This is a genomic window from Geodermatophilus obscurus, from assembly GCF_900115395.1.
GTDB classification, from domain to species: Bacteria; Actinomycetota; Actinomycetes; order Mycobacteriales; family Geodermatophilaceae; genus Geodermatophilus; species Geodermatophilus obscurus_B.
Genome location: NZ_FOWE01000009.1, coordinates 243,820 through 270,476 on the forward strand (window position 1 = coordinate 243,820; position 26,657 = coordinate 270,476).

The following is a 26,657-nucleotide window of genomic DNA, read 5'->3' on the forward strand; positions in this document are numbered from 1 at the left end:
GCGGGTCGCGGCCCAGGAGTTCGTCGGCTCGCGCGGGTCCTGGGTGATGCGGAGGGGCGCCCCCCCGATCCTGCCGCACGCGACTCCGCCCCGATCTCTCCTGCGGCCACGGTGCTGCTCCCGCGGCGTTGCGCCGGGCACCCAGGACACCGTCCACGGTCGGCGGCTGTCCGCAGTCCCCGCCGGAGCCTGCGACCGCAGCGCCGTCTGTCGGGATCGGTCACGGTCCGCGAACGGATGACAGGTGAGCTACAGGTTCGTCCAGGCCAGCGTCAGGGCGGAGAAGATGACCATGTCCTGCAGCCAGTGGATGCCCCAAGCCCACCTCGAACCGCCGGTCTCCACCATGCTCTTGGCCAGCAGCACACCGAGGAAGCCCGCCAGCAGCACGCCGGAGGTGCCGGGCGGGTTGCCGTGGTAGTGAGCCAGGCCGAACAGCAGCCCGGTGGCCACCAGCGCACCGCGATCGCCGATCACCGACGGCAGTACGGCGAGCGGCACGTTCCGGTAGCCGAACTCCTCGTTGGCGGTGTTGGTCGCGGCCAGCAACGCGACGAGCGGCAGGGACCACAGCAGCACGGTCGGGTCGCCGAACCTCGAACCGAGGGCGAACCACATGGCCGTGGCCGTGCCGATGGTGATCCCGAACGCCCAGAGAGCGCCCAGCCGGCGCCAGGCCGGACGCATGCCGGCCGTGTAGACGCCGGCTCCGGCGCGCACCCGGTCGTCGCCGGCCCGCAGTCGCAGTGCGGTACGCCCCAGCCGGCCCGGTCCGAGGACGACCAGCAACAGCGTCGGGACCAGGAGCAGGGCCTGGACGACGGCGCCGCGGGCGACCCACGGCACCGTGTGCTGCCAGTCGTCCCAGGCCTGGGTGCTCGTCAGGCCGCCGACGACCAGGTGCCAGCCGGCCGCCATGGCCAGCAGCCAGCGGACCGACGCCTCCAGCACCCGCAGGCGAGCCGAACGCCGCACGGCCACCAACAGCAGGACGAGCGCCAGGACCTGGGCGACGGGCAGGAACGGCGGCGCCTCCCCGCCCAGCTCGCTGGCGACGATCTGCGGCAGGGCGCTGGCCACTCCCAGCGCTCCCCAGAACACGATCGCCACCAGTCGGCCGGTCCCTCCGCGGCCGACGGCGAGCGGTACACGGACCGGGACCGCGGTCACCGCCCGGGCTCCCGGTCGAGCTCGCGCTGCACAAGCCGCTCCCGGACCCGGCCGAGGTCACCCAGGAGGTCACTCAGGACGTAGGCGGTGTGCACCGCCAGACCCAGCCCCCAGCCGGCGAGACGCCAGCCCGAGCCGGCGAACCCGCCCGCGGCGACGACCAGCCCGACGTTGACCGCCAGGTAGACGAGCCAGTGCAGCGCCAGGCCGAGCTTCTGCCCGACCCGGTGCCGCGCCCGCTGCTCAGCCGTCTGCCGCACCGCGTCCGTCGCCATGGCCCCTCCCCAGTCCGAGGTCAACACTGTTGACCGAGTGGACGGAGTCTAGGTCAACGGTGTTGACTGCGACAAGGGGATGCGAGGAGGAGATGGCGTGCCACGGACACAGCGGGTCACCCGCGACCTGCTGCTCGACACCGCGATGCAGATCGTGGACACCGAGGGCCTCGACGCCCTCACCATGCGCAGGCTGGGCCGGCAGGTGGGCGCGGATCCCGCGATGGTCTACCGGTCCTTCGCCACCAAGTCGGAGCTGGTCGAGGCCCTCGCCGACCGGCTCTTCGCCCAGGCCCGCGACCGCCGGCCGAGTTCCGGGCTGCCACCCGCCGGGCAGTGCCGTCCGGCTGAGCTGGAGCAGCTGCGGCTGGTGGCACACGGGATCCGCCGCGCACTGCTGGCGCATCCGGCGCTGGTGGCGGCGGCGGTGAGGCGCCCACCGCGGCAGGAGGCGACGCTGCGCGGACTCGACGCCGGTCTGGGCGTGCTCCTGGCGGCCGGGCTGGACCCGGAGGCGGCGGCGAAGGGCTATCAGGCGGTGCTGTTCTACACCCTCGGTTTCGCGGCCATCGAGGCACCGTTCGCGGCCACCCCGGACGGCGGAGTGCAGGACCAGGCCGACACGCACGCCGTCCTCACCCGCCTGCCGGCCGACGACTACCCGAACATCGCGGCGACCCTCCCGCACCTGTACGGGCCCGACCTCACCGTCCAGTTCGACCACGGGCTGCGACTGCTGCTCGCCGGTCTGCGGGCTCAGCTGCCGACGACGGAGGACGGCCGGGAACGGACCGACGGCTGCGACGGCTGAGGAGCCGGGTGCGGAGCCGACTGCCGCCCCCGCGATGACCGACGGCCGAGGTGCAGCAACCAGGCGAAGATCCAGGACGCGACCCAGATGCTGACCACGAACCCCGTGAACCCGATCGACGGCATGGCCCGGTAGCTCGGCGTGACGCCGGACAAGGGCAGGTGCCACAGCGCCCACGGCACGCTGACCAGCCCCGCGGCGCTGACCGGAGGCAGCCGCGCCTCGAGGTGCGCCTGCAGGAACCCCCGCCAGCCCACCTCCTCCCCGACCCCGAAGAAGACCAGGTCGGCGATCCACCAGCCGACCGGGGGGAGCCCGGCGAACTCCGTGGAGCGACCGAACGCCGACCGGTCGAGGTCGTCCAGCCCTCCCCCCGGACACGAGCACGGCCGCCGGTCCGGCGACGAGCGACAGGGCCGGCGGCACCAGCAGGACGAACGCCCAGGCCGCCGGCCGCCGTCTCCAGGCGAGGAGACGCCGGCCGATGTCCACCAGCCCTGCCCGGCCACGGGCGCAGGCGACCACGGTGAGGGCGGCCAGGGCGGGCCCGAGGCTGCCGAGCAGGTGCAGCCACGACCGCGGCGGGCCGGCACCCAGCCCTGCACCTGGGCGAGCAGCGGCAGCCACGCCGCCCAGCCGAGGGCGAACGCCAGGACGACGAAGGCCGTGACAGGACACCGCTGGACCACCCGTCGCACGTCACCCAGGATGGGAGACCGCGCGCCGTCCGCGGCGCCGGAGGCCCGGACCCGACGGACCGTAGGGCCCGGACCGGCTGCCACTGGGCCGGTGGCGTCCGCGGGTGGTGCGCTCGGGACCGGCGGTGGGTCGGCCACCGCGCCGACCCGTCACCGGCCCCGGGCCGACACGCAGGAGGAGCAGTGGTCACTTCCCCGGTCCCCGCGGCCGCCCGCCGCGTCCGGCGTGAGTGGGAGGTGCTGACCGCCACCGGCGAGCGGCCGCACGCCTTCGACGTCGCGATGGTCGGTGACCTCCCGGAGCCGGCGCGCCGCTGGCTCACCCACGCCATCGCCCCTGGCACCCCGCTGTGGGAGTCGGTGGTGCTCACCATGCGCGGGGAGATCCGCCTCGGCACCTGGCGTCCGTTCACCGCCCGCCAGGTCCTGGCCCCACCCCGCGGCTTCGTCTGGGCCGCGACGGCCCGCCTGTTCGGCCTGCCGGTGACCGGCTTCGACCGGTACAGCTCCGGCACCGGGCAGATGGACTGGCGCCTCGGCGGGCTCGTGCCCGTCATGACCGCCACCGGCCCAGACGTCACGCGCAGCGCAGCCGGCCGCCTCGCCGGGGAGATGGCGTTGCTGCCGACCACCTTCCGCGCGGCCGCCTGGGCGCCCGGAGCCGACGCCGACCGGACCGTCGTCACCTGGCGGATCGGAGAGCAGGACGAGAGCGCGGAGCTGCAGGTCGGCCCCGACGGACGGCTGCTCGGCGTCACCATGCAGCGCTGGGGGAACCCGGACGGCGTGCCGTTCGGGCGCCATCCCTTCGGTGTCGCGATCGAGGAGGAGCACACCTTCGCCGGCGTGACCATCGGCTGCGTCCTCCGTGCCGGCTGGTGGTGGGGCACCGACCGTCAAGCCGAGGGCGAGTTCTTCCGCGCCCGGATCACCGGCGCCGACTTCCGCTGACGGCCTCGCGGGGACGTGCCGGCCGGTCAGTACGGGTAGCCGGGGCCCCCGGCGAGCATCGTCAGGACGTACATCGCGCCGAAGACGACAACGCCGAAGAGCAGCACGAGAGCCACCCAGAGCCACCCGCGTTCCCAGGTGCCGACGGTCTCGACGGCCGCGGTCCCGGGGAGGGGCCGCGCCTCCTGGGCGGGCCGGCTCGTCGCGACGGTGGCCGGCAGGGCCTGCCCCGCGTCGACGGGACGTTCCTGGACCTGCACGCTCATGGTCTCTCCCTGGTGCTGCCGACTGCGGGGCCGGCGTCCCGGACGCCGCTCCCCGGCGCCCACCTCGGACGCTAGGACGACCACGCGCGGACCGGTCGGGGCCGGAAGTCACTGCTCGCGGGACCCCGGACCCCGTCGACCCGGGACCTCCGGCGAGGGACCAGAGGCGGCACGGGGCCGGCCCGGCCCCGGTCCCGACGGGGAAGGGGGCGCGATCGCCACCGGCCCGGGCGCCGCGCGGGGACGGTCGTGCGGGGCCGGGCAAGGGCAGGGGACGGCCGCTCTCCTCCGGTCGCTGCGGCTGCGCGCCGGCGACCGGTTCGACCGCGACGCGACGGGTCCTGACCGAGGCCCGCCTGCGCGGCCCCGCCCGGTCGGGCGGCTGCCCGCCGACCGGTGACACCACCTCCCGACACCGGCCGGGAGATTCGCGGCGCGTGGATCCGGCGGGCCCTTCGTGCTCCTGGCGTCACCTGCCGGTCGGCCAGCAGCCCGAGCAGCAGTGAGCGCGGGTCGCGTCCGGCCGTCGGTCAGCCGTGCGCCCGGGACGCCGCCTCCACAGCGGAGGTGGCCGCGTGCGCCCGCCCGTGCCGGACGACCAGCACCGGGCACGACGCGTGCACGACGCAGTGCAGGGCGACCGAGCCGAGGGCCAACCCGGCCAGCCGGCTGCGGCTGCGGCTGCCCACGACCAGGAGGCCGGCTCCCGCGGACCTCCGGACGAGGACGTCACCGGGTGTGCCGACCTCGACGACCACCTCGACGTCCGGGTGCGGTCCCGCGCCAAGGGCGGCGGTGACCATGCGCTCCGCGCGGGCACGGGCGGCGTCGACCGACTCGCCGACCGGTGGCACCGGGGCGGTGGCGTCGCTCCAGTAGGTCACGGGCTGGCACACCAGGACCGCCTCCACCCCGGCGCCGAGCCGGCGCGCGTGGGCCACCGCCTCCCGCAGGTCGGCGTGCGCCCCGGACGAGTCGTCGATCCCCACGACCACCCGCGGGGCCGCCGTCGGTGCCCCGGGGTGGACGACGACGACCGGGCAGGCGGAGTGTGCCGCGCAGTGCAGGGCGACCGAGCCGAGCAGCGCGCTCTTCACTGCTCCCCGCCCCCGGCTGCCCACCACGAGCAGGCCGGCGTCCTCCGCCCGCGCCACCAGTGTCTCGGCGGGGTCCCCCGGGACGACCGTGACGTGCACCGGGACGGTGGCGTCGCGGGCCGTCCCCCGCACGGCCGGGTCCTCCATCGCCTCGGCCACGCTGACCCTCAGTCGCGCCTCGGTGTCGGACCTGATCTCCTCGACCCGACGGGGGTCGAGCAGGTCAGGCGCGATCCAGGAGAGATCGACCGGGAAGGCGCTCACCACCTCGACCTCCGCGCCGGCGCGGGCCGCGGCCGCGAGTGCCCAGACGAGCGCGGCCCTGCCGCCTGGGGACCCGTCGACGCCCACGACCACCCGGTCTCCGGTCGATCCCTCGGTCATCTCAGAACCCCACTCCTGTCGTCGACGTCCCGGCGTGCCCAGCGTCGACCGACCGCAGCACCGGGGACGCCTGCCGAGGTCACGAGCCGCGGGGACCTTCGTCCCCGGCGGCCGGGCGCCCGGGGGTGCAGGGCCGCGACGGCGGGTCCGGCCCGGGACGTTGGTCGCTGTCACCGGTGACCGCAGGCCCCGGACGCCGGCACCCGCGCCGACGAGGCTCGGGGCACGCACCGTCCCGAGGAGCCGCAGCATGACCCGCCACGCCACGCCCCCCGCCGCACCCCCGGCGCAGCGGGCCGCCCGCATCTCGCGTCCCCGGCTGCTCGAGGCAGCTGCGGACGCCGCTGTCCTGGCGCCCTCGGTGCACAACACGCAGCCGTGGCGGATCGTGCTGCACCCGGACCGGCTGGAGTTGTTCGCCGACCGCACCCGGCAGCTGACCGTCCTGGACCCCCTCGGCCGCGCCCTGGCGCTGAGCGTCGGCGCGGCGCTGTTCAACGCCCGGGTCGCGGTGGCCGCCGCCGGCCGCGCCGTCCGGGTCGACCGCTCACCCGGTACCGCCGATCCCGGGCCGATGGCCGTGCTCCGTCCGGTCGAGGGTCCGGCCGACCCGGGGCTGGCCGCGCTCGGCCCCGCCGTGCGCAGGCGCCGGACCAACCGGCGCCGCTACGCGCCGGGTCCCGTCCCCGAGGACCTGCTGCGGGTCCTGGTCGCGGCGGCCGCCGCCGAGGACACCGCCCTGGTCCCCGTCACCCGCGACGACCACGTGCGGCTGCTCGCCCGCCTCACCCAGCAGGCCGACGGCATCCAGAACGCCGACCCCGCCTACCGGGCCGAACTGCGCCGCTGGACCAACCGGGACCCGGCCACCGGCGACGGCGTCCCGGCGTCCGCGGTCCCCCACGTCGACGGGCGCCACCACGACGATCTGCCGGTCCGCGACTTCGACACCGCGGGCACCGGCCTGCTCCCGCCGGACACCGGCTCGGGCACCGACCAGACGCTCGTCGTCCTGGCGACCTCCCGCGACGACCCGGCGGCGTGGCTGCGCTGCGGCGAGGCCCTCGAGCGGGTGCTCCTGGAGCTCACGGCCCACGGCTGGGTCGCCGGGCCGCTCACCCAGCCCGTCGAGGTGCCGGTCACCCGCACCCAGCTGCGCTCGGCGCTGACCTGGGACGCCCATCCGCAGACGGTGCTCCGCATCGGCCGGGCACCGGCCACCTCGCCGACGCCCCGTCGACGTCGCGCCACCGTCGTCGGGAACAGCACCGCCCCGGTCGAACCGCCGGTGCGCGTGCGGCCAGGGCCCTCCCGTCCCGTCCCCGACGGCCGCGGGGGGACGACGTGGGTGTGACGGCCTGCCCGGCCCCGGTGGTGGCCGCGCTCGGCGACGGTCCCGCTGCGCGGTCCGGAACCACACGGGTGCCATCGCTGTGACCGGCAGGCCCGTTCCGCTCCGGGAGCCCGGCCGGGTCCGGGCCCGCGTCCGGCGCGGCACCGCGCGCGCCGCCCGTCCCGACGACCGGCTCGAGCTCGCCTCGCTGCTGCTGTGCACCCTGCTGGCCGTCCTCGCCCTGCCGGTCGCGCTCACCGTGGCGACCACGGTGGCCACCGACGCCTCGGCGCAGGCCCGGCAGCAGCAGATGGAGCGGAGCCAGGTGCCTGCCGTCCTGCTCGAGGACGCCACCTCGGTCACCGGCGCCTCGACCGTGCAGGCAGTAGCCCCGGCCTCCTGGACCGCACCTGACGGCAGCGACCGGGAGGGCACGGTGACCGTGCCCGTGGAGACGTCCGCCGGGGAGACGGTGCGGATCTGGACCGACGCCGACGGCCGCCGCACCGGTGCACCCCTGACGCCGGGCACCGTGCGCCTGACCTCGGTCGTCTCGGGTGCGGTGACCGTCGCCGTCGCCGTCGCCGGGACCGCCGGACTGCACGCCGGCGTCTGCGCGCTGCTCGACCGCTCGCGTGCCCGCCGCTGGGCCCGGGAGTGGGACGAGGTCGAGTCTCTCTGGGCGTCGCGCTTCCGCCTGCGCTGAGCCGGGAACGACCGAGGGCCGGGGCTGCTCCTCCCGGGCCGGGGCCGGACTGCCGGGCGTCGTCGCGTCGGCCCGCGGCTGGGGGCGTCGGACACGGTCATGGCGGACCTCCCGGGGACAGGACGGCCGCCTCGGGGGAGGCGCCCGTCGGCGGTCGGCGAGCGCCCCTGCCCACCGCCGGCGAGCAGCCGCCCTCCGGATGAGCGCACGAGGCCGCCGTGTCCCCCCACGAGGCTGGGCCTCCCGGCCCATCATGACGGGACGGAGGTCCCTGCCCGCCTCCGTCCGGGCCCGGCACGCTGTGCCGGGCCGGCGCCCGCACGGGCGCACCGGGGACGAGACACGTCCCCCGGGCCCCATCGACGGGGGACGACGCACGTGGACGACTCGGTGTCCATCCGCACGCCGCTGACCGACGACGAGTGCCGCCGGTTGCTCGGTGGCACCCGCCGCGGGCACCTGGCCTTCACCCGGGACGCGCTCCCGACCCTGGCGCCGGTCCGCTACGCGCTCGACGGGGACCGGGTGGTCATCCCCGCCGCTCCCGACAGCGACCACCTCCTGCCGGCCCGCGGAGCCGTCGTCGTCCTCGGCGTCGACGACTTCGACGGCGAGTCGGGCTGGTCGGTGACGGTGGTCGGGCCGGCCGGCACCGTGACCGATCCCGCGGACGTCGCCTCCTGGGACGCGCTGCGCTGGCCGGGGCCGCCGTCCCGCGACGGACACTGCTACGTCGTCCTGCACGCCGGTGTCGTGCGCGGGTGGCGGTCGCTGCCCGCGCCGGCCGGCGATCCGCGGCGATCGGCGTGACGGCGCCGACAGGTGGGGTGCCGGGCTCCCCGGGCGCCTACCGGAACCGCACGGCCCGTGCCAGTCTCTCCGGACGGAACAGTTCCGGTGCGGGGAGGGATGCCGAGATGACCGTTCCGGGATCGCGACCGGGGCCGGGGCACACGAGCGGGTCGTCCCTGGCGGGGATGCGGCTGACCGAGCTCATCGACGAGGTGCAGGACCGGCTGTCCGCGGTGGCCCGCAGCCAGGCCCGCGTCCAGCAGCTGCTCGACGCCTTCCTCGCCGTCTCCACCGGGCTGGACCTGGAGTCGACGCTGCGGCGGATCGTCGAGACCGCTTGCGACCTGGTCGAGGCCCGCTACGGCGCTCTCGGGGTGCTGGCCCCCGAAGGCGGGCTGGCGGCGTTCATCCACGTCGGCATCGGCGACGAGCAGGCTGCCGCGATGGGCTCGCTGCCGGAGGGCAAGGGCGTGCTCGGCCAGCTGATCACCGAGCCCTACCCGCTGCGCATCGCCGACCTCGGCCGGCACCCGTCCTCGGTGGGCTTCCCGCCCGGCCACCCGGAGATGCACACCTTCCTCGGCGTCCCGGTCCTGGTCCGCGGCACCGTCTTCGGCAACCTCTACATGACCGAGAAGCGGCACGGGGAGTTCACGCCGGAGGACGAGGCCGTGCTGACCGCCCTCGCCGGTGCCGCCGGCGTCGCGGTGGACAACGCCCGGCTCTACGAGGAGGCCGAGGAGCGCCGCCGCTGGGCCACCGCGCTCTCCGACGTCCGCGAGAGCCTGCTGGACCCCGCCTCGGCCGAGGCCGCCCTCCGCCTGATCGCCGAGCGGGTGGCCGTCCTCACCGACGCCGAGGCCGCCTGGATCATGGTCGGCCCCGACGCCGACACGACCTACGAGGTCCGCGTCCAGGTCGGCGAGGGGCTCCAGGACCTCACCGGGACGCGGCTGGCCGTCGCCGACAGCCCGGTGCTGCAGGCCGCCGTTGCCGACGACCGGGAGGTGACCAGCCTCGACATGTCCGGCATGGCCTACGACGGGCCCAACGCGCACGTCGACTGGGGACCCTGCCTGGCCGTCCCGATGTGCGGGACGCACACCGAGGAGGCGGTCCTCGTCGCCGCCCGGAAGGCCGGCGCGCCGCCGTTCGACGCCGCCCTGGTGCCGCTGGTCGCGGCGTTCGCCGACCAGGCGGCCGTGGCGCTGGACCGCGCCGCCCAGCAGCGCGTCGCCCGCCAGCTCGACGTCTACGAGGACCGCGACCGCATCGCCCGCGACCTGCACGACCACGTCATCCAGCGGGTGTTCGCCGCCGGGCTGGGCCTGCAGTCGGTGCTGCCGCGGGTGACCGATCCGCAGGCCCGGAGCCGGATCACCGACGTCGTCCGCCAGCTCGACGAGACCGTCCGCGACATCCGCACGAGCATCTTCGACCTGCACACCACCGACTCCTCCGACGACGGCCTGCGCCGGCGCGTCCTGGACACGGTCGCGAGCACGGCGGGCGACCTGGAGTCGACCGTGCGCACGTCGGGGGCGGTCGACACCCTCGTCACCGGGGAGCTGGCGACCGACGTGGTGGCCGTCGTCCGGGAGGCCGTCAGCAACGCCGCGCGGCACTCCGGGGCCCGCAACGTGACCGTGACGCTCGACGTCGGCGACGAGCTGGTCCTTGAGGTGGTCGACAACGGGCGGGGGATCGACGCCCGCGCGGCGCGCAGCGGCCTGCACAACCTCGCGGGGCGGGCCACCCACCGCGGGGGCGGTCTCACCGTCGGGGCACTGCCCGACGGCGGGACGCGGCTGCGGTGGTGGGCCCCGCTGTCCTGACGGGAGTCCGCGCGGGACCGCTCAGCCCCGGGCGCCGCCGCCGGACCGGAGCTCGGTGGCCAGCACCGCGGCCTGGGTGCGCCGCTCGAGGCCGAGCTTGGCCAGCAGGTGGGACACGTAGTTCTTGACCGTCTTCTCGGCGAGGAACATCCGCTCGCCGATCTGCCGGTTGGTCAGGCCCTCGCCGATGAGCTCGAGCACCGTGCGCTCCTGCTCGCTGAGCTTGGCCAGCGGCCCGGCCGGCGCGGCGGCCCGGCGCATGCGCTCGAGCACGGCGGTGGTGGCGGTGGGGTCGAGCAGGGAGCCGCCGGCGGCGACCGTGCGCACCGCGCTGACCAGGTCGGAGCCCAGGATCTGCTTGAGCAGGTAGCCCGACGCCCCGGCCATGATCGCCTCGAACAGCGCCTCGTCGTCGCTGTAGCTGGTCAGCATGATCACGCGCAGCTCCGGCATCCGGCTGCGCAGCTCCCGGCAGACGGACACGCCGTCGCCGTCGGGCAGCCGGACGTCGAGGACGGCGACGTCCGGCCGCAACGCCGGGACCCGGGCCAGCGCCTCGGCGGCGTTCTTCGCCTCCCCCACGACCCGGATGCCGGGGTCGCTCTCCAGGACGTCGGCCACACCGCGGCGCACCACCTCGTGGTCGTCGAGCAGGAAGACCCCGATCGGCGCCTGCTCCGTGTGCGTGTCCACCCGTGCTCCCTCGTCCCGTCGTCGGCGGACCGTGTCCGTCCGGCCGTTGTCGTCGACCGAGGCTAGGGCCGGTCCGCCGTCCGCTGCTCAGGGCCGAAGGTCCCGGATGACCGGCACGGGGCACGGCCTCTCGTCCGGCGGCCGGGGAGGCGGCGTTCCCGCACGGACGCGATCCCGACCCGGGCCGCCACCGGCGCCACCCTCTCGTTGATCTCGCCACGGGCGAGACGCTCGGCCGGCACGTCCTCGGCCGACCGCGCCGGGAGGCGGCGCCGGCTGTCCTGACCGCCGGCCGCAAGAGCCGGCGACGAAGCGCGGCGGGCAGTGCGCCGACCACCCGGACCCGGCCGTGACCACCGCGGGACCGAGGTCACACCGGACGAGGGACCGAGGTCGGTGGTCGCGGGCCACCCGGCAGAGCTGTCGCGGCCGCGCCCACGCCGGGCGAGCGGGGCGGGACCTCCCGCTCCTGGCGACCCGGCGGTCGGCCGGCACGCGGCGTCACCCTCCCAGGAGGCGCTCGAGCGCAGTGGCCGCGAGCAGCCGGGCCCACCAGGGCCGCCGGACGGGTGCGGACGGGCGCGTCCGGCGCCACGCCCTGCGGGCCGGACGCAGCGCGACGGTCCCGCTCTTCAAACTCACCCAGCCGCCCGGTCCCATGGTGACCCGGGCCCGGGGCGCCGGCGGACGCCCGGCCAGGCGGGACGCCACGAGGACGGCGCCGAGCGCGACCTCCGCGGTCGTCACCACGCGGGTGACGTCGACCACCGGGTGCCAGCGCACCTGCCCGTCCCGGACCTCGAACGCGCCCAGCGGTCGAGCCCCCGCCATCCGGGCGGTCGGGCCCCGCCCGGTGCCGCCGACTGCAGCCGTGTGACTCGTCGAGGACGCGGCGGTGATCACCGTGGCCCCGTCCCGCTCAACGGGCGGGTCGAAGGCCGTCCTGTCCCGGTCCCGTGCGGCGTGCTCGGTCATCGGTCCTCCCCTGTCCGCGGTGGGACCCGACCGTGACACGGGGGACACGGGCGTCCCCCCGGGCCGGAGGTCCCGGCGCGCGGGCCGGAGGTCGCCGTCCCCGCGGGACGTGTGGCCGGTGCCGGGCCGCCTGCCGCGCCACGACGCTGGGGGCGCCTGCCGCTCGGCGGCGTCCGGACGACCGGGGGACCCATGGGGACGGACGATCCGCTCGGCACCTCGCGCTCGGCCACGGCGGGAACCGAGAAGCTGCACCGGAGACGTGAGCTCGTCGACCACCTCACGGGCTACCTGGCCGTCAACGCGACGCTGTGGGTCAGCTGGCTCGTCGTCGCCCTGGCGGGCGGCACGTGGTCCCCCTGGCCGCTGGTGCCGACGACAGGCTGGGGCGTCGGCCTGGTGTTCCACGCCTGGTGGGTGTCGAGCCCGGCCGCGCCCGGTGCCGCGGCGGTGACGGCGACCGCGCCTGCTGCTCCCGGGCCATCGCCGGGTGCGGGTCCACCGGGGGCCGGCGGGCGGCAGCCGGGGCTCAGAGGTGCGCCCGGTCGTCGACCCCCCACGGCAGCTGGCCCGGGCTGACCCGCCGGCCGCTGACGGCCTGCGGGATGATCCGCAGCCAGTTCCCGTGCTCACCGGGCGCCCACGGCCGCACGCCGACGGCCCGCGTGCGCGCGACCAGGTCGGCCCCGTGCCCGGGGCCGACCTCCTCCGCGAGACCGCGGACCAGCACGCTCCAGCCGCTGCGGCGGGCCCGGTCGAACTCGTCGACCTCGAAGGCGACGTCGGCGTGCTCCGCGGCGGACAGGGTCGTGCCCGGATGGGTCCGGACGACGATCGTCCGCCCGTCCAGCCCGTAGTCGACCGGGATGACCAGCGGCTGGTGCCCGGCGATCACGCCGATCCGGCCGAGCTCGTGCCCGGCCAGCCGCTGGTAGCACTCGTCCACGGGGATCACGTCCAGGGAGCCCGCCGCGCTCGTCGTGCGGCCCATCCTGACCGCCGGTCGCGGGCGGCACACCCGGACGCCTCTCCCCGGCGACCACCTCGGACGTCAGGGCGACGGGTGTGGACCGGACGGGGCCGGAGGTCTCTGCCCGCGCGACCCAGGACCCGTGCGTCCCGGGACCTCCGACGGAGGGATCCGCGCGCCGATGACCGCCGATCCCGGGCCGTCCGGTGCCGGTCCCCTCGGCTCAGGTGAGCCCGTACCGGCCGGTCGGTCCTGGGCGCGGTACCCGGCCGGTGGGGACCACCGGGGGATCCCACGTGCGGCTCACCGACGATCTCGGCGGAGGCCGTCCGCCCGTGCCCGGGACTCGACGAGGCGGGTGAGCACCGGCCCGGCCACGGCCAGGACGAGCACGTAGCCGGTCGCCAGCGGGCCGAGTCCCGGGATGCCGGCCGCGACCGCGAGTCCCGCGATGACGACGGAGAACTCGCCGCGGGCGACGAGGACCGTGCCGGCACGCAGCCGTCCCGGCGCGGCCACGCCGTCGCGGCGGGCGGCGAACCAGCCGGTGGCCACCTTCGTCGCGGCGGTGACCAGCGCCAGCACCAGCACGGCCGGGAGCACCGGGAGCAACGCGGCCGGGTCCGTGGACAACCCGAAGGCGACGAAGAAGGTGGCCGCGAACAGGTCGCGCAACGGCCCGAGGACCGACCGCGCCCGCTCGGCGAAGGACGCCGGCAACGCCAGCCCGACGAGGAAGGCACCCACCGCGGCCGACACACCCACGGCCTGGGCCAGCCCCGCCACGAGCAGCGCCAGCCCCACCAGCCGCAGGAGAAGCTGCTCGTCGTCGTCCGAGCCCATCAGGCGGCCGAGCCGGTGGCCCTGCCGCTGGGCCGCGAGCAGCGCCAGCACCAGCACGGCTCCGGCCAGGGCGATGCCACCCACGGCCGCCATCGGTCCCCCACCGGCGAGCGTGACGACGAGCAGCGGGAGGAACAGCGCCATCGCGAGGTCCTCGAGTACCAGGACGGACAGGACGGCAGGGGTCTCCCGGTTGGCCAGCCGGCCCAGGTCGCCGAGCAGCCGGGCGACGATGCCCGACGACGAGATCCAGGTGACGCCTGCCAGGGCGAGGGCACCCTCCCAGGGCAACCCGAGCAGCAGCCCGGCCACGAGGCCCGGCGGTGCGTTGAGCAGCAGGTCCACCAGTCCCGAGGGTCCGTGGTGGCGCAGCGAGGTGAACAGCTCGTCAGCGGAGAACTCGAGGCCCAGAGCGAGCAGGAGGAGGACCATCCCGATCTCCGCGGCCACCTCGATGAACGGTTGCGTCGCCGTCATCGGGACGAGGCCGCCCTCGCCCAGGGCGAGGGCGGCGACGAGCACGAAGGGCACCGAGGACAGGCCCAGCCGCCGCGCCAGGATGCCGAGCACCGACAGGCCCAGGAACAACAGGCCGAGTTCGAGCAGGAGAACGGCGACGTGGTCCACCGCCGGCGTCCTAGCCGGTTGGGCGCAGGCGTCGCTGCAACTGCTCGAGTCCGGCGTCCGATCCGATGGCGACCAGCACGTCGCCGGCCTCCAGCAGGTCGCCCGGCCCCGGGGACGGCACCACGTCGGCGCCCCGGACGATGGCCACGACCGAGCAGCCGGTCAGCGTGCGCGCCCGGGTCTCCCCGAGTGGGCGTCCGGCGAAGGGCGAGTCCCCCTCGACGGGAAACCTGCCCGACCGCAGCCCGGGCACCTCTCGCGACAGGTCGGCGAAGCGCTGGGTCAGCCGGGGAGCGCCCAGCAGGTCCGCGACCGCGTCGACCTCCTCCGGGTCGAGCCGGAGCACGGTGCTCGCGCGATCGGGATCGCGCCGGTCGTACACGGCGATCTCGGCGGAGCCCTCCCTGCCGAGGACGATCCCGATCACCTGGCCGGCGCGCGTCCGCAGCTCGTATCGGACGCCCACGCCCGGGAGCAGGGTCTCCTCGAGATCCACGGCGGCATGGTCGCAGAGCGGCAGCGGATCCGCGGTGGGCGGTGCGCCCGGCGGACGCGGGCGGAGGCGGTCAGGGACGCAGCACGTGCCCGACGAAGGTGTCGAGCCGCCGGCGCAGCTCCGCGACCCGTGCGGGCACGACCTCCCCGGGGTCGCGGTCGCGCAGCCACGGTGGGATGTCGCTCCGGACCCGCCGGGAGCAGGCCAGGTCCGCGCAGACGTACTGGCCGACGGTGTTGCCGTTGCGGCCGGCCTCCCCGGCCCGCCGGGCGGTGAACAGCGACACCTCCGCACCGCTCTGCGTGCTCTCGCAGAGCAGGCACATGGCCGACGTCCGAGCCGACATCGTGGTGTCGGCGGCCCGCAGGGCGATGCCGACCGGGCGGTCCTCCCGCCACAGGACGACGTAGCCCCGCAGGGGTGCCTTGGCGTCCCGCCAGCCCAGGAAGTCCAGGTCGTCCCAGAGGACGTCGTGGAATCCGGCGGGCAGGGTGGCGCCCGCCGCCTCGCCGCGGGAGCAGTTGACGAACGAGCGCCGGATCTGGCTCTCGGTCAGGGGGTTCACGGGGGTCCTCCGTCGTGGTGACCGCGGGCCGTCACCGGGACGGCCCGCGGCGCTGGTGCGATGGGTCAGGGCTGCGGGCGCAGGCGCTCCGCGAGGGCCTCGGCGGCGTCCGCGCCGATCAGCAGCTCGTCGTAGCGGTGGCCGCGCAGGCGGATGCGCAGGGCCGGCTGGCCCCGCCGGACGTCGACGAGACGCCGGACGCCACGGCCCCGCCAGGTGCCGACCCGGCGACGGCCGGGGATGGCGAGGCCGGGGGCGCGCAGGCCGCGCGCGGCGCCGAGGCCGTCGTCGACCACCTCGACCGCGGTGACGGCCGACCGGTCGACGACCTGCTCGCCGAACAGCCCGGCGACACGCTCGAGGGCCGAGGGGCGGACGGTCAGGACGTCGTCGGTGATGACGATCGAGCTCATGGTCACTCCTGGGGGCAGGCTCCGGACGGGCTCCCCCAGCCTGCGGCGGCGCGCCCTGCCGGTCGTCCTCCGGGCGTCCCGTCCTCGGCTCCTCCCCGGGGAGGAGCCCGTGGCCGGTCCTCGTGCTCAGGACGTGGACGGCTTGACGATCCCCCGCTCGTAGGCGAGCACGACCGCCTGCACCCGGTCCCGGAGTCCGAGCTTCATCAGGACGTTGCTGACGTGCGTCTTGACCGTGGTCTCGCTGAGCACGAGCTGGCCGGCGATCTCGGCGTTGGACAGGCCCCGGGCCATCAGCAGCAGGACCTGGTGCTCCCGGTCGGTGAGCTCCGGCAACGGCGCGTCGTCGGTCCGGGGGGCCGGCAGCAGCCGGGCGAAGCGGTCGAGCAACCGACGGGTGACGCGTGGGGCGACCACGGCCTCCCCCCGGTGCACGACGCGCACCGCGTCGACCAGGTCCTCGGCGGGCACGTCCTTGAGCAGGAAGCCCGACGCGCCCGCCCGCAGCGAGTCGACCACGTACTCGTCGAGGTCGTAGGTGGTCAGCACCAGTACGCGCGGCGGGTCGTCGAACTCGGCGAGCCGCCGGGTGGCCTCGACGCCGTCCATGCGGGGCATGCGGATGTCCATGAGCACCACGTCCGGGCGCAGTGCCCGCACCTGGGACAGCGCGACCTCGCCGTCACCGGCCTCCCCCACGACCTCGATGTCCGGCTCGGACTGCAGGATGAGGCGGAAGCCCGTGCGCAGCAGCGGTTGGTCGTCCACGAGCAGCACCCGGATCGTCACGCGGCGCTCCTCGACGTCGGCAGGGTGGCGGTGACGGCGAACCCGCCACCGCCGCGCGGCCCGGCACGCAGCCGACCGCCGTAGGCCTGGACCCGCTCGGCCAGCGACCGCAGTCCCCGACCCTCGGCCTCCCCGTCCCGCACGCCCCGGCCGTCGTCCTCGACCGCGAGCGACAGGCTCCCGGGCTGCCAGTGCAGCACCACCGTCGCCGCGGCCCGGCCGGCGTGCTGCTGACAGTTGCGCAGCGCCTCCTGCACCAGGCGGTAGGCGGTCAGGGCCACCCCGGGCTCGACCTCCGCCGCGGTCCCGACGGACACCAGCTCGACCGGCAGGCCGGCGGCCCGGACCTGGGTCACCAGGTCGTCGATGTCGGCCAGGCCAGGCTGGGGGCGCAGCTCGGCGACGTCGCTGGGCGGGCGGAGCACCCCGAGGATGCGGCGCATGTCGGCGATCGCGTCCTGCCCCGTCCGCTCCACGGTGCGCAGCAGCTCCTCCGCGGTGTCCGGATCGGTCCTGAGCAGCCGCCGGGCCGCGGCGGTCTGCACGGTCAGCGCCGTCAGCCCGTGGGTCACCAGGTCCTGCATCTCCCGGGCGATGGCCGCCCGCTCGTCGACCTCGACGGCCCGGCTGCGCGCCTCGCGCGCCTCCAGCAGGGCCCGGTTGCGCTCCTCCAGGCCGGCGGTCTGCTGCCGCCGGACCCGCACCGACCGGCCCACGCCGAAGGCCGTGCCGAGCAGCAGCGTGTTGCCGAACCAGTCCGCCGGGGAGGGCTCGAACGGACCGGTGAGCAGGACGGCGGCGGCCAGCAGCCACGCGCACGCCGTCGCGACGGTGCTCTGCCGCAGGGGCCGGACGGCCGCGACCGTGTAGGCGACCAGCAGCGGCGCCAGGGTGGCCACCCCCTGCGCGTACCCCTGCTGCACCGGCAGCAGGGACGCGACCGACGCCACCGCCAGGGCCGGCAGCGGCCAGCGGGTGCGGACGGCCACCGTCGCGCCCGACAGCACCGCGAGCCCCACGCTGAGCGCATCGGGCTCCCGGTAGTCGTAGTCGACGAAGGACGGGGTCGACCAGAGGGACAGCACGGCGAACAGCGCGACCAGGGCGCCGAGGACGACGTCCTCCCGCGCGGTCCACCGCCACCGGGCGGAGCGGGGTCCGGTGGCGGTTCGCTGCACGCGGCCACGCTAGGCGGCTGCGGGGCCGCGGTCCCTCCTCCTCGCGGACCGTTCCTCCCGGCGGCCTCCTCCTGGAGGAGGAGGTCGCCACGGGCCGGCGGCGGCGTTCCGGCCGGAGCCGTTCCGCCGTCTATCCTCTGGCCGTGGAACACCAGGAGGCGACCGCCTCCGAGAACGCACGGCCGCCGGCTCCCGAGCCCGCGGATCCCGGCCCGCTCCTCCCGGCACCCCGCGCCGAGCGACCGGTCCCCGAACGGGCCGACGGCGCCGCCGTGCTGCGCGCGCTCGGCGTCGACGCGCTGGTCGACGTCATCGAGTCCTCCGGCTACGGCATCTGCATCACCGGCGAGGACCACAGCTGGGTGTACCTCAACCCCGCCGGCGCCGCGGTGATCGGCCGCCCGTTCGCCGAACTGGCCGGGCAGGACTACCTGCTGTCCTTCGCCGAGCACGAGCGCGCCGCGCTGCTGGCGCTGGAGGGCGAGCAACGTGCGGGCGACACGGACTTCTACGCCAACACCGTCGTCCGGCCGGACGGGACCGAGGTCGGCATCACCTGGTCCGGCTCGGTCCTGCGGGTCGGCGACCGGGAGCTGGCGCCGGCGGTGTTCCACCCGACCTTCGGGCTGGGCCGGTCCGACGCGGACGCGCCGGTGCCGGGCGCGGCCGCGGCCGGCATCGCCGGGGGTGCGCCGGTCGAGGAGGTGCTGACCAGCCTGGCCCGCGAGGCCGTCGACCGGTCCCGGGCGGTGGGCTGCCTCGTGCTCGCCGAGGCCGGCGACGGGCGACTGCTGCTGCGCGCGTCCGCGGGCCTCCCCCCGGGCACCGCCGAGGTGGTCGCGCGGGCCGGCCTCCGCGTGGCCGACCTCCCCGGCGGGGAGATGCTGGTCGCCGGCCGCCTGCTGCTGCTCTCCGACGGGCGGCAGCGTCTCGAGCAGGCGGCGGCCGGTGTGGCCGCCGCCGTCGCCGGGCTCCCCTGGCGGGGAGCCGCCGAGCTGCCCCTGCACCGGGGTGGACGGATCGTCGGGTGCCTGCTGCTGCTGATGCCGCCGTCGGTGACCGCGCCGACCAAGCCGGAGCTGACGGCGTGGTCGGCGCTCGGCGCGCACGCCTCCGTGGCTCTGGCCGACGAGCAGCTGCAGGCGCAGGCCGCCGAGCTCGAACGCCGGCGCCTGGCCCGCGACCTGCACGACTCCCTCAGCGCCTCGCTGTTCTCGCTGCACACCCGGGCGCAGGCCGTCCGGCGGGGCCTCGCGGGCGGGGACGACGAGCTCGTCGAGGCAGCCGCCCGCGACCTGGAGGACCTCTCCCGGCAGGCGGTCGCCGAGCTGAGGGCCATGGTCACCGGCATCCGCGCCGAGACCCCGGACCTGATCGGCGCCCTCGCCGACCTGGCACGCACCTGCACGACCCGCGAGGGGCTGCCGGTGCGCCTGTCCGTGGCCGCGGGGCTGCCCGCCGTCCCCGCCCACCACGTCGAGCACCTGGTCCGCATCGCTGCCGAGGCGCTGCACAACTGCGTCAAGCACGCCGGTGCCTCCAGCGCCGAACTGGAGCTGGAGGTGCGGGGATCGGAACTGGTCCTGACCGTCGCCGACGACGGGTGCGGCTTCGACCCCGCCGGCCGACACGGCGGAGGGCACGGCCAGCACACGATGCGGGAGCGGGCGCTGTTGTGCGGGGGATGGCTGCACGTGAACAGCGCGCCGGGGCAGGGCACGCGGCTCGTCGTCCGCGTGCCCCTGCCCGGCTGACCTGCCCCGCGGCCGCCACGGACGGTGACCGGGCACCCCGACACGGGGCACCCGGTCACCGCCTCACGCCGTGGCGATGGCGTCGAGCACCTGCATCCGCGCCGCCCGGCGCGCCGGCCACGCCGCGGCCACCACGCCGATGAGCGCGCCGAGGACCAGGAAGCCCACGAGTCGACCACCGGGGACGACGAGCTCGGTGATGCCCTGCTCGGCCAGCGCCCGCGTCAGGCTGACGCCGAGCACCAGCCCCAGCCCCAGCCCCAGCACGGAGCCGTAGACCGAGATGAGCACCGCCTCGAGCCGCACCGTGCGGCGCAGCTGCCTCCGGGTCATGCCCACGGCGCGCAGCAGGCCGATCTCGCGCGTCCGTTCCAGGACCGACATCGCCAGGGTGTTGACGATCCCGAGGACGGCGATCACCACCGACAGGACGAGCAGTGCGTTGATGAGCAGCAGCACCTGGTCGACCTGGCCCTTCTGCTCGCCGGCGAACTCGTCGCGGTCCTTCAGGCTGACCACCGGGTAGGACTCGACGACCGACTCGATCGCCGCGCGCCCCGCTGCCGCGTCGGTGCCCTCGGCGAGCACCACGTGGACGTAGCGGTCCAGAGCCGGCCCGCCGAGCGCCGCGTCGGTCTCCAGGGACACGACCACCGAGCCGACCGCCTGGTTCGCGGCGTAGACGCCGCCCACCGTGAGCTGGGCGCGCTGACCGCCGGCCGAGACCGCCTCGACCGTGTCGCCGACCTCCCAGCCGCGGGCCTCGGCCGTGGTCTCGTCGACGAGCACACCCCGCCCGGCCAGCCCGTCACTGCTCCCGGACAGGTACTCGAGGGTGAGCCCCCGGTCCAGGGTGGCGGCGTCGACGGCGGCGGCGAAGACGGCCTGCCCGTCCAGCTGCACCTGGGTGAACCGTTCCTGCAGGACGGCCGCCACCTCGTCCAGGCCCCGGAGCCGGTCCGCGACCTCGGGGGTGAACGGCTGGCCCACCGCCGTGGAGACGACGTAGTCGGCGCGCAGCGCGTCGTCGACGAGGGCGTCGACCGAGGCGTTGGCCGACGCCCCGAGGACGCCGAAGCCGGTCACCAGCGTCAGGCCGACCATCAGCGCGGACGCCGTCGCCGCCGTCCGGCGGGGGTTGCGCTGTGCGTTGTCCCGGGCCAGCCGGCCGGCCGTGCCGGCGAGGCGCGGGAGCAGCGCACCGAGGGCCCGGGCGAACGGCCGGGCGGCGACCGGGCTGAGCGCGACGGCGGCCAGCACCAGCGCCAGCGCGCCGACCCCGACGAGGGCGGGGGCGTTCCCGCCGTCCTCGGCCACCGCGCTCCCGACCAGGGTGACGGCCGCTCCGGCGGCCAGCACCGCGCCCACGACGGTCCGACGGCGCAGCGACCGCTCCACCGCCACGTGGTCCTCCCGCATGGCGGCGACCGGCGGTGTGCGGGCCGCTCGGCGGGCCGGCACCCACGCCGCGAGGAGGGTCACCACGACCCCGACGGCGTAGGACCAGACCACCGTCCCGGCCGACAGCACCAGGTCGCCGTCCAGGGTGAGTCCGAACGTCCCGAACAGCGCGCGCAGGCCGGTGGCGATGCCGAACCCGCCGGCCAGGCCCAGCGTGGCGCCGACGACCCCGAGGACGGCGGCCTCCACCAACACCGAGCGGGTGACCTGGCCACGGCTGGCGCCCAGGGCCCGCAGCAGTGCGAGCTCCCGGCTGCGCTGGGCGACCAGCATCGAGAAGGTGTTGAGGATGATGAAGCTGCCGACGAACAGGGCGATGACGGCGAAGGCGGTGAGCAGGACCGTGATGAACGACAGGCCCTCCTCCAGCGCCGCGGACTGCTCGTCGGCCTGCTGTTGCGCCGTCTGCACGTCGTAGCCGTCGCCGACCACGGCAGCGACCCGGTCCCGGAGTTCGGCGTCGGTGACGTCGTCGGCCGCCAGCACCTGGATGCCGGTGTAGCCGTCCCCGGCACCCGTCAGGTCCTGGGCCGTGGCGAGGTCGAAGGCGGTCAGTGACGCGCCCGCGAGACCGCCGTCCTCCCCGAAGGTGAAGACGCCGACGACCGTGGCGTCCACCCGCGGGCCGGGGGTCAGCAGGGTCACCCGGTCGCCGACGGTGTAGCCGGCCTCCGCGGCGCTGCCGCTGTCCAGCGCGACCTCACCGGCACGCTCGGGGGCCCGGCCCTCGGTCAGCTCGCCGAGCGAGAGCTCGGGGTCGGTGATCCAGCTCGCGCCGATCCCCGGCGCCCCGCCGGTGTCGAGCACCTGGCCGTCGGCCGTCAGGAGGTAGACGCCCTCGGCCTGCACGTAGCCCTCGGCAGCGGCGACGCCCTCGACCCCGCGGATCCGCTGCGCCAGCTCGGCGGGGACCGGGCGGGTCCCCGCCGTCCCGTCGACGCCGGCGTCGAAGCCGGCCTCGGCCGTGACGCCCACGTCGGACGCGGTGCTCTGGAACAGGGCCGTGAAGGTGCGGTCGAGGGTGTCGGTGAAGATCATCGTCCCGGCGACGAAGGCGACGCCGAGGACGATCGCCACCGCCGACAGGGCCAGGCGCAGCTTGTGCGCCAGGAGGCTGCGCAGGGTCGCCCGTCGCATCTCAGCCCACCTCGACGACGCGGCCGGCGGAGTCGAACGCCTTCATCCGGTCCAGGACGCGCTCCGCGGTCGGCGACGTCATCTCGTCGACGATGCGCCCGTCGGCCAGGAACAGGACCCGGTCGGCGTAGGCCGCGGCGACCGGGTCGTGGGTGACCATGACGACGGTCTGGCCCATCTCCCGGACCGAGGACCGCAGGAACGACAGCACCGAGCCCCCGCTGCGCGAGTCCAGGTTGCCGGTGGGCTCGTCGGCGAAGACCACCTCCGGGCGCCCCGCCAGCGCGCGGGCACAGGCGACCCGCTGCTGCTGGCCGCCGGACAGCTCGGTCGGCCGGTGGCCGAGGCGGGGGCGCAGGCCCACGGCGTCGACGACCTCGTCGAGCCAGGCCCGGTCGGGGGCGCGGCCGGCGATGTCCATGGGCAGGGTGATGTTCTCCAGCGCCGTCAGCGTCGGCAGGAGGTTGAACGCCTGGAAGACGAACCCGACGCGGTCGCGTCGCAGGCGGGTCAGCCCGGTGTCGTCGAGCGCCGAGAGCTCCGCGTCCCCGATCCACGCCTGACCGGAGGTGAGGGAGTCGAGGCCGGCCATGCAGTGCATGAGCGTGGACTTGCCCGAGCCGGAGGGGCCCATGATGGCGGTGAACTCGCCGCGGCGGAACTCCACGTCGACGGCGTCGAGCGCCGTGACCCGGGTGTCGCCGCGGCCGTAGACCTTGGTCAGGGCCCTGCCGCGGGCCGCCGGGACGCCGGCCGGCGCGGCCGGGACGGCGGGGTACGTCTGCTGGACCGGTGTCACGGTCTGGCTCCTCGAGGTGGTGGGGGTGCCGCATCCGGTGCGGCACGCCGAGCCTGCTGGCGCCTGCCCGGCCCCGGATCGGCCTGCGGGATGGTCGGTGCGGCCGTCCGCGAGGAGGAGCCGGGGCCCGGGCTCCTCCTCGCGCAGGAGACACGGCCGGTTCGACGGCCCGAGGCGCCCGCCGGGGGAACGCCGCGAGCATCGGGGCCGTGACCGCACCGACCACCCGGCTCTGGCCGTTCCTCGTACCGGCGGCGCTGCTGGGCGCCTCGGCCGCGCTCCTGATCGGCAACGACGTGCCCAGCCCCGAGCTGGCCCGCGCGACCGTGCGGGAGGTGGCGACCGGGCCCGGCTGGATGCGACAGGGCGTCGAGGTCCTGAGCGAGGGCGGTCTGGTCGCGCTCGCGGTGCTGCTCGCCGTCGCGGCGTGGCGCCGGCGGACCCGGGCGGCGTCGGTTGCGACGGCCCTGCTCGCCGGCGCGGGCGTCGTGGCGGCGCTCGCCGTCAGCGAGGCACTCAAGGCCACGGTGACCCAGGACCGACCGTGCCGGGCCGTGCCGGGGCTGACCGCCCTGGTCGAGTGCCCGCCGCTGGGCGACTGGTCGCTGCCGAGCAACCACGCCACCCTCGCCGCCGCCCTCGCCGCCGCGGTCGTGCTGCTGACGCCGACGTGGTGGCCGGCCGTCGTGTCGATCGGCCTCCTGGTGGGCGCGTCACGGGTCGCGCTGGGCGTCCACCACCCGCACGACGTCGTCGACGGCCTGGCCCTCGGTCCCGTGGTCGTCGTGGGCGTCGTCCTGCTGCTGCGGCGTGCGGCCACCCGGATCGCCGGCGCGGTGCTGCCGCGGCTGCTCACCGCGGGCGCGGACCGCCGCTCCTGAACCCCGACGTCGCGACCGGTCCCGGCGGCTCGGGGTCGGCACACCGGCGGTGTGCCGAGCGGTCGGAGCACGTGGTCCCGGTGACAGCCGCACCACCCGGCCCGGCACAGCGCGTCGAGGACGGGCGTGCGGCTCCGGCCGAGAAAGAACGCCCGGCCGTACCCCCCGGGGCGTGCGGCGCCCAGGGGGGTGCGGCGTCCCGGGGGATGCGGCGTCCCGGGGCGGCCGTGGGTTCAGCGCGTGGACGGGACCGGAGCCGGCGGCCCCCCGGTCGGCACCCCGGAGGGCGACGACGGGACGGGTGCGGCAGGCACCGAGCCGGGGTCGGTGCCGCCGAGGTCCAGCCGGAACGGCGGATAGCGGTCGGTCATCTGCGCGGTGTAGGCCGCCACCCGCAGCGCCCACCAGTCCATCCCCAGGACGAAGTCGTAGAGCGGCTTCGGGTAGCGGCCGGTGCACAGCAGCACGATCGCGGCGATGAGGACGAGCAGGCCGACGAGGGAGACGCCGGCGTTCGCGGCGTCGTCCCAGGCGTCGTCGTCACCGCCGCCGCGGGTACCCAGCCACAGTCCGCCGCCGACGAAGATCGCCACCACGAGGTGGTGCGGGAGCGCCAGCAACCACTTGACGAGGACCAGTCCCCGCGACAGCCGCTCGGGATAGGCGACGTCCAGGTGCGCCGGGTGGTCGGGCACGTCGGCCAGGGTGAACGGCGGGTAGCGGTCGGTGCCCAGGGCCCAGTAGCCGTAGTGGTGGACCCGCCAGGACCAGCGCAGGACGCCGACGTTGAAGTCGAACAGCGACCGTGGATAGCGCCCGGTGACCAGGATCGCGAAGAACGCGACCACGCCGACCACGACGAACGCCACCCACAGGAAGAACAGCACGACGACGTGCGGGATCAGCAGCAGCCACTTGACCAGCCACAGCCAACGGGACAGCGACGGGTCCAGTGCCGCGTCGACACGGACCGGATAGGGGGTGCGGGGATCGGTCATGGCGTGCTCCCTGTGCCTGGTGTGTGCATCCGGGCGGGAGAGACGGAGACGGCGAGCTTGCCGCGGGTCTTCCCGTCCAGCAGGTGGCGGACGGCCGTGGCGACCTCGCTGAGCGGGTAGCTGCGGTCGAGCGCGGGGGTGAGCTCTCCGGCCTCGATGAGCTCGGTGAGGGCGATCAGGTCGGCGGCTCTCTCCGACGCCACGAACGTGCCCAGCTGCTGACGGAGGAACGGGGAGAGCAGTGCCGCCCGGATCCCGCGGTCGCTGCCGCCGAGCAGTCGCCCGTCGGTCTCACCGCCCACGACGACGAGCCGGCCCCGCGGGGTGAGGGCACGGCGCAGGCGGGACAGCCGGGCGTTCCCGCCGGTGTCGAGCACGACGTCGTAGCGGGTCCCGCCGTCGGCGAAGTCCTGGCGCGTGTGGTCGACGACGTGGTCGGCACCCAGCGCGCGGACCAGGTCCAGCTTGCCGGTGCCGGCCACGCCGGTGACCTCGGCTCCCGACGCCTTGGCGAGCTGCACCGCGAAGCTGCCCACGCCTCCCGAGGCGCCGATCACCAGCACCCGCTCACCGGCCTGGACGCGTCCGTGGTCGCGGACCGCCTGCAGGGCAGTGCCGCCCGAGACCGGGACGGTGGCCGCCTGCTCGAAGGAGAGGTTCGCGGGCTTGGGCGCCAGCATGGCCGGCCGGGCGGCCGCGTACTCGGCGAAGGTGCTCGTCGACGTCCCGTACACCTCGTCCCCCACGGCGAACCCGGTGACGTGGGCGCCGACGGCCTCGACGGTCCCGGCGAGGTTCCGACCGGGGTTGGCGTACCTCGGCCGGCGCAGCCCGAAGCCCGCGAGCCGGATCGCGAGCGGCAGGCCCGCCATGACGTGCCAGGTGCCGCGGTCCACGCTGGCGCGTGGACCCGGACCAGGACCTCGTCGTCGGTGGTGCGCGGCCGGTCGATCCGGGCGATCCGGAAGAGGCCCTCGGGGGCGGGGCCGTAGCGGTCCTGCACGACCGCCGTCATCGTCGTCGGCCCTCCGGCCGCGGGGGGACGGACGTCAGGGGCGTCGGGCTGGGTGGGCGCCACGGGGGCCGCCTCTCTCGTCGTCGACGGGTCGCTCAGGAGGTGGTGCGCGCCAGGACGGGGCCGCTCCGGCCACGTCGGGGGCGACGACGGGCGGGCGGGCGGCGCCCCACGACGACGTGCCGCGCGGCGGTCATGCGCGTGCCCCGACCGGCGCCGGCGCCGGCGGGGAACCGGCCGCGGGGCGCTCGGGCAGGAGGCGCAGCAGGAGCAGCCCGGACAGCGCCGAGAAGGTGATCGCGCCGTAGGCGCCGAAGACGGTGAACTGCTCGTCGACGGCGATCCCGCCCAGCGTGGTCGTGGTCCAGCCGAGCGCCCACAGCGGCGGCAGCGCGGCGGCCCACGCCCACCGCAGCCGCGTGCCGCGAGGCAGCGCCAGGGCCTGCGCGGGCCCGAGGACGAGGCCGGTGAGCGCGCCCATCAGCGCCAGGTCGGGCAGCGAGGTCCCGTAGCCGACGACGACGGCGCCGAGGAGGAGGCCCAGTCCCATGCCGATGCCGGTCGCCGGCACCCACCTGCGGACGTCGAGTCGTCCTCGGCCGGCCAGCGTCTGTCCCAGGCCGATGCCGAGGCCGGCGACGGCACCGCCGATCAGGGCGGCTCCGGGTGAGTCGACGCGGCCGACCACGGCCGTACCGGCCAGGCCGGCGAGGGGGAAGGCGAGGAACCCGGCGGTCCAGAGGGC

The 26,657-nt window shown here is 76.2% G+C and carries 28 protein-coding genes; 9 read left to right on the plus strand and 19 right to left on the minus strand.

Translation table 11 applies throughout. The annotated features are described in order from the left end of the window. Positions 1-249: 249 nt before the first annotated feature. Both BM165_RS18730 and BM165_RS18735 read right to left on the minus strand, forming a co-directional pair. Positions 250-1,110 carry a CPBP family intramembrane glutamic endopeptidase gene (locus BM165_RS18730; protein ID WP_143108231.1) on the minus strand — a complete coding sequence of 287 codons (861 nt, stop codon included), beginning with the start codon at positions 1,108-1,110 and terminating at the stop codon, positions 250-252. 56 nt (positions 1,111-1,166) lie between these two features. Further along, entirely contained in the window at positions 1,167-1,445 is a 279-nt protein-coding gene (locus tag BM165_RS18735; RefSeq protein ID WP_075015050.1) for a 2TM domain-containing protein, read from the minus strand. A 97-nt stretch (positions 1,446-1,542) separates the two neighbouring features. Between BM165_RS18735 and BM165_RS18740 the strand changes: the two genes are divergently transcribed. After that, entirely contained in the window at positions 1,543-2,256 is a 714-nt protein-coding gene (locus BM165_RS18740) for a TetR/AcrR family transcriptional regulator (RefSeq protein ID WP_177225247.1), read from the plus strand. Here BM165_RS18740 and BM165_RS26335 read toward each other — a convergent pair. Next, positions 2,202-3,092, minus strand: coding sequence for a CPBP family intramembrane glutamic endopeptidase (locus BM165_RS26335; protein ID WP_432276821.1), 891 nt, complete (start codon positions 3,090-3,092; stop codon positions 2,202-2,204). The two genes, BM165_RS18740 and BM165_RS26335, sit on opposite strands and share 55 nt — an antisense overlap. A 45-nt stretch (positions 3,093-3,137) precedes the next feature. Between BM165_RS26335 and BM165_RS18750 the strand changes: the two genes are divergently transcribed. Then, positions 3,138-3,905, plus strand: a complete 768-nt coding sequence (locus tag BM165_RS18750; RefSeq protein WP_208976803.1) for a DUF6544 family protein — start codon at positions 3,138-3,140, stop codon at positions 3,903-3,905. A gap of 26 nt (positions 3,906-3,931) precedes the next feature. Here the strand turns inward: BM165_RS18750 and BM165_RS18755 are convergent, their stop codons facing one another. Then, positions 3,932-4,171, minus strand: coding sequence for a hypothetical protein (locus tag BM165_RS18755; protein WP_075015053.1), 240 nt, complete (start codon positions 4,169-4,171; stop codon positions 3,932-3,934). A gap of 530 nt (positions 4,172-4,701) precedes the next feature. Further along, positions 4,702-5,652, minus strand: a complete 951-nt coding sequence (locus tag BM165_RS18760; protein WP_075015054.1) for a universal stress protein — start codon at positions 5,650-5,652, stop codon at positions 4,702-4,704. Positions 5,653-5,902: 250 nt separating this feature from the next. Here BM165_RS18760 and BM165_RS18765 point away from each other — a divergent pair, with 250 nt between their 5' ends. From BM165_RS18765 to BM165_RS18780, 4 genes are all read left to right on the plus strand, one after another. After that, positions 5,903-7,006: an Acg family FMN-binding oxidoreductase gene (locus BM165_RS18765; RefSeq protein ID WP_075015055.1), complete on the plus strand. Its 1,104-nt coding sequence runs from the start codon at positions 5,903-5,905 to the stop codon at positions 7,004-7,006. A gap of 79 nt (positions 7,007-7,085) precedes the next feature. Further along, the gene (locus tag BM165_RS18770; protein WP_075015056.1) at positions 7,086-7,691 is read left to right on the plus strand and encodes an Rv1733c family protein; all 606 of its coding nucleotides are present in this window, start codon (positions 7,086-7,088) and stop codon (positions 7,689-7,691) included. Between the two features lie 378 nt (positions 7,692-8,069). Then, the gene (locus BM165_RS24930) at positions 8,070-8,501 is read left to right on the plus strand and encodes a pyridoxamine 5'-phosphate oxidase family protein (RefSeq protein WP_177225248.1); all 432 of its coding nucleotides are present in this window, start codon (positions 8,070-8,072) and stop codon (positions 8,499-8,501) included. A gap of 107 nt (positions 8,502-8,608) precedes the next feature. Beyond that, the gene (locus tag BM165_RS18780; RefSeq protein WP_075015057.1) at positions 8,609-10,318 is read left to right on the plus strand and encodes a GAF domain-containing sensor histidine kinase; all 1,710 of its coding nucleotides are present in this window, start codon (positions 8,609-8,611) and stop codon (positions 10,316-10,318) included. A gap of 21 nt (positions 10,319-10,339) precedes the next feature. On the opposite strand, the gene BM165_RS18785 is transcribed toward BM165_RS18780, so the two are convergent. Next, entirely contained in the window at positions 10,340-11,011 is a 672-nt protein-coding gene (locus tag BM165_RS18785) for a response regulator (protein ID WP_075015058.1), read from the minus strand. A 501-nt stretch (positions 11,012-11,512) separates the two neighbouring features. Then, the gene (locus BM165_RS18790) at positions 11,513-11,986 is read right to left on the minus strand and encodes a hypothetical protein (protein WP_075015059.1); all 474 of its coding nucleotides are present in this window, start codon (positions 11,984-11,986) and stop codon (positions 11,513-11,515) included. A gap of 192 nt (positions 11,987-12,178) precedes the next feature. On the opposite strand from BM165_RS18790, the gene BM165_RS26340 reads away from it, so the two are divergent. Continuing rightward, positions 12,179-12,565: a 2TM domain-containing protein gene (locus BM165_RS26340; RefSeq protein WP_075015060.1), complete on the plus strand. Its 387-nt coding sequence runs from the start codon at positions 12,179-12,181 to the stop codon at positions 12,563-12,565. Here BM165_RS26340 and BM165_RS18800 read toward each other — a convergent pair. The 7 genes from BM165_RS18800 to BM165_RS18830 form a co-directional block, all read right to left on the minus strand. After that, positions 12,516-12,932 carry a pyridoxamine 5'-phosphate oxidase family protein gene (locus BM165_RS18800; protein WP_177225249.1) on the minus strand — a complete coding sequence of 139 codons (417 nt, stop codon included), beginning with the start codon at positions 12,930-12,932 and terminating at the stop codon, positions 12,516-12,518. The genes BM165_RS26340 and BM165_RS18800 overlap by 50 nt on opposite strands. A 327-nt stretch (positions 12,933-13,259) precedes the next feature. Continuing rightward, positions 13,260-14,426, minus strand: a complete 1,167-nt coding sequence (locus BM165_RS18805; protein ID WP_075015062.1) for a cation:proton antiporter — start codon at positions 14,424-14,426, stop codon at positions 13,260-13,262. Between the two features lie 10 nt (positions 14,427-14,436). Beyond that, positions 14,437-14,922: a cation:proton antiporter regulatory subunit gene (locus BM165_RS18810; RefSeq protein ID WP_075015063.1), complete on the minus strand. Its 486-nt coding sequence runs from the start codon at positions 14,920-14,922 to the stop codon at positions 14,437-14,439. Positions 14,923-14,992: 70 nt separating this feature from the next. Beyond that, positions 14,993-15,487, minus strand: a complete 495-nt coding sequence (locus BM165_RS18815; RefSeq protein ID WP_075015064.1) for an FBP domain-containing protein — start codon at positions 15,485-15,487, stop codon at positions 14,993-14,995. A 65-nt stretch (positions 15,488-15,552) separates the two neighbouring features. Further along, positions 15,553-15,900, minus strand: coding sequence for a hypothetical protein (locus tag BM165_RS18820; protein WP_075015065.1), 348 nt, complete (start codon positions 15,898-15,900; stop codon positions 15,553-15,555). A gap of 126 nt (positions 15,901-16,026) precedes the next feature. Then, positions 16,027-16,689, minus strand: coding sequence for a response regulator (locus BM165_RS18825; protein WP_075015066.1), 663 nt, complete (start codon positions 16,687-16,689; stop codon positions 16,027-16,029). Then, positions 16,686-17,867, minus strand: coding sequence for a sensor histidine kinase (locus BM165_RS18830; protein ID WP_075015067.1), 1,182 nt, complete (start codon positions 17,865-17,867; stop codon positions 16,686-16,688). The genes BM165_RS18825 and BM165_RS18830 overlap by 4 nt, the downstream gene beginning before the upstream one ends. 143 nt (positions 17,868-18,010) lie before the next feature. Here BM165_RS18830 and BM165_RS18835 point away from each other — a divergent pair, with 143 nt between their 5' ends. Next, entirely contained in the window at positions 18,011-19,621 is a 1,611-nt protein-coding gene (locus tag BM165_RS18835) for a sensor histidine kinase (protein WP_075015068.1), read from the plus strand. A gap of 63 nt (positions 19,622-19,684) precedes the next feature. Here the strand turns inward: BM165_RS18835 and BM165_RS18840 are convergent, their stop codons facing one another. Next, positions 19,685-22,219, minus strand: a complete 2,535-nt coding sequence (locus BM165_RS18840) for an ABC transporter permease (protein ID WP_075015069.1) — start codon at positions 22,217-22,219, stop codon at positions 19,685-19,687. Between the two features lies 1 nt (position 22,220). After that, entirely contained in the window at positions 22,221-23,018 is a 798-nt protein-coding gene (locus tag BM165_RS18845; RefSeq protein ID WP_075015070.1) for an ABC transporter ATP-binding protein, read from the minus strand. A gap of 209 nt (positions 23,019-23,227) precedes the next feature. On the opposite strand from BM165_RS18845, the gene BM165_RS18850 reads away from it, so the two are divergent. Further along, entirely contained in the window at positions 23,228-23,899 is a 672-nt protein-coding gene (locus BM165_RS18850) for a phosphatase PAP2 family protein (RefSeq protein WP_075015071.1), read from the plus strand. Between the two features lie 233 nt (positions 23,900-24,132). Here the strand turns inward: BM165_RS18850 and BM165_RS18855 are convergent, their stop codons facing one another. From BM165_RS18855 to BM165_RS24935, 3 genes are all read right to left on the minus strand, one after another. Next, complete coding sequence (locus tag BM165_RS18855; RefSeq protein WP_075015072.1) at positions 24,133-24,897, minus strand: DUF4389 domain-containing protein; 765 nt, start codon at positions 24,895-24,897, stop codon at positions 24,133-24,135. Beyond that, a complete protein-coding gene (locus BM165_RS18860) occupies positions 24,894-25,793 on the minus strand; it encodes an NAD(P)-dependent alcohol dehydrogenase (RefSeq protein WP_244274323.1) in 900 nt (299 codons plus the stop codon). The genes BM165_RS18855 and BM165_RS18860 overlap by 4 nt, the downstream gene beginning before the upstream one ends. Positions 25,794-26,105: 312 nt before the next feature. Then, a partial coding sequence (locus BM165_RS24935) for a hypothetical protein (RefSeq protein ID WP_075015073.1) occupies positions 26,106-26,657 on the minus strand: 552 nt, incomplete at its 5' end.

Coding starts and splice junctions, on each gene's coding strand:
- BM165_RS18735 (WP_075015050.1), bottom strand. CDS start 1,445: ATGGCGACGGACGCGGTGCGGCAGACGGCTGAGCAGCGGGCGCGGCAC.
- BM165_RS18855 (WP_075015072.1), bottom strand. CDS start 24,897: ATGACCGATCCCCGCACCCCCTATCCGGTCCGTGTCGACGCGGCACTG.
- BM165_RS18790 (WP_075015059.1), bottom strand. CDS start 11,986: ATGACCGAGCACGCCGCACGGGACCGGGACAGGACGGCCTTCGACCCG.
- BM165_RS18780 (WP_075015057.1), top strand. CDS start 8,609: ATGACCGTTCCGGGATCGCGACCGGGGCCGGGGCACACGAGCGGGTCG.
- BM165_RS18820 (WP_075015065.1), bottom strand. CDS start 15,900: ATGAGCTCGATCGTCATCACCGACGACGTCCTGACCGTCCGCCCCTCG.
- BM165_RS18760 (WP_075015054.1), bottom strand. CDS start 5,652: ATGACCGAGGGATCGACCGGAGACCGGGTGGTCGTGGGCGTCGACGGG.
- BM165_RS18755 (WP_075015053.1), bottom strand. CDS start 4,171: ATGAGCGTGCAGGTCCAGGAACGTCCCGTCGACGCGGGGCAGGCCCTG.
- BM165_RS18765 (WP_075015055.1), top strand. CDS start 5,903: ATGACCCGCCACGCCACGCCCCCCGCCGCACCCCCGGCGCAGCGGGCC.
- BM165_RS26340 (WP_075015060.1), top strand. CDS start 12,179: ATGGGGACGGACGATCCGCTCGGCACCTCGCGCTCGGCCACGGCGGGA.
- BM165_RS18840 (WP_075015069.1), bottom strand. CDS start 22,219: ATGCGACGGGCGACCCTGCGCAGCCTCCTGGCGCACAAGCTGCGCCTG.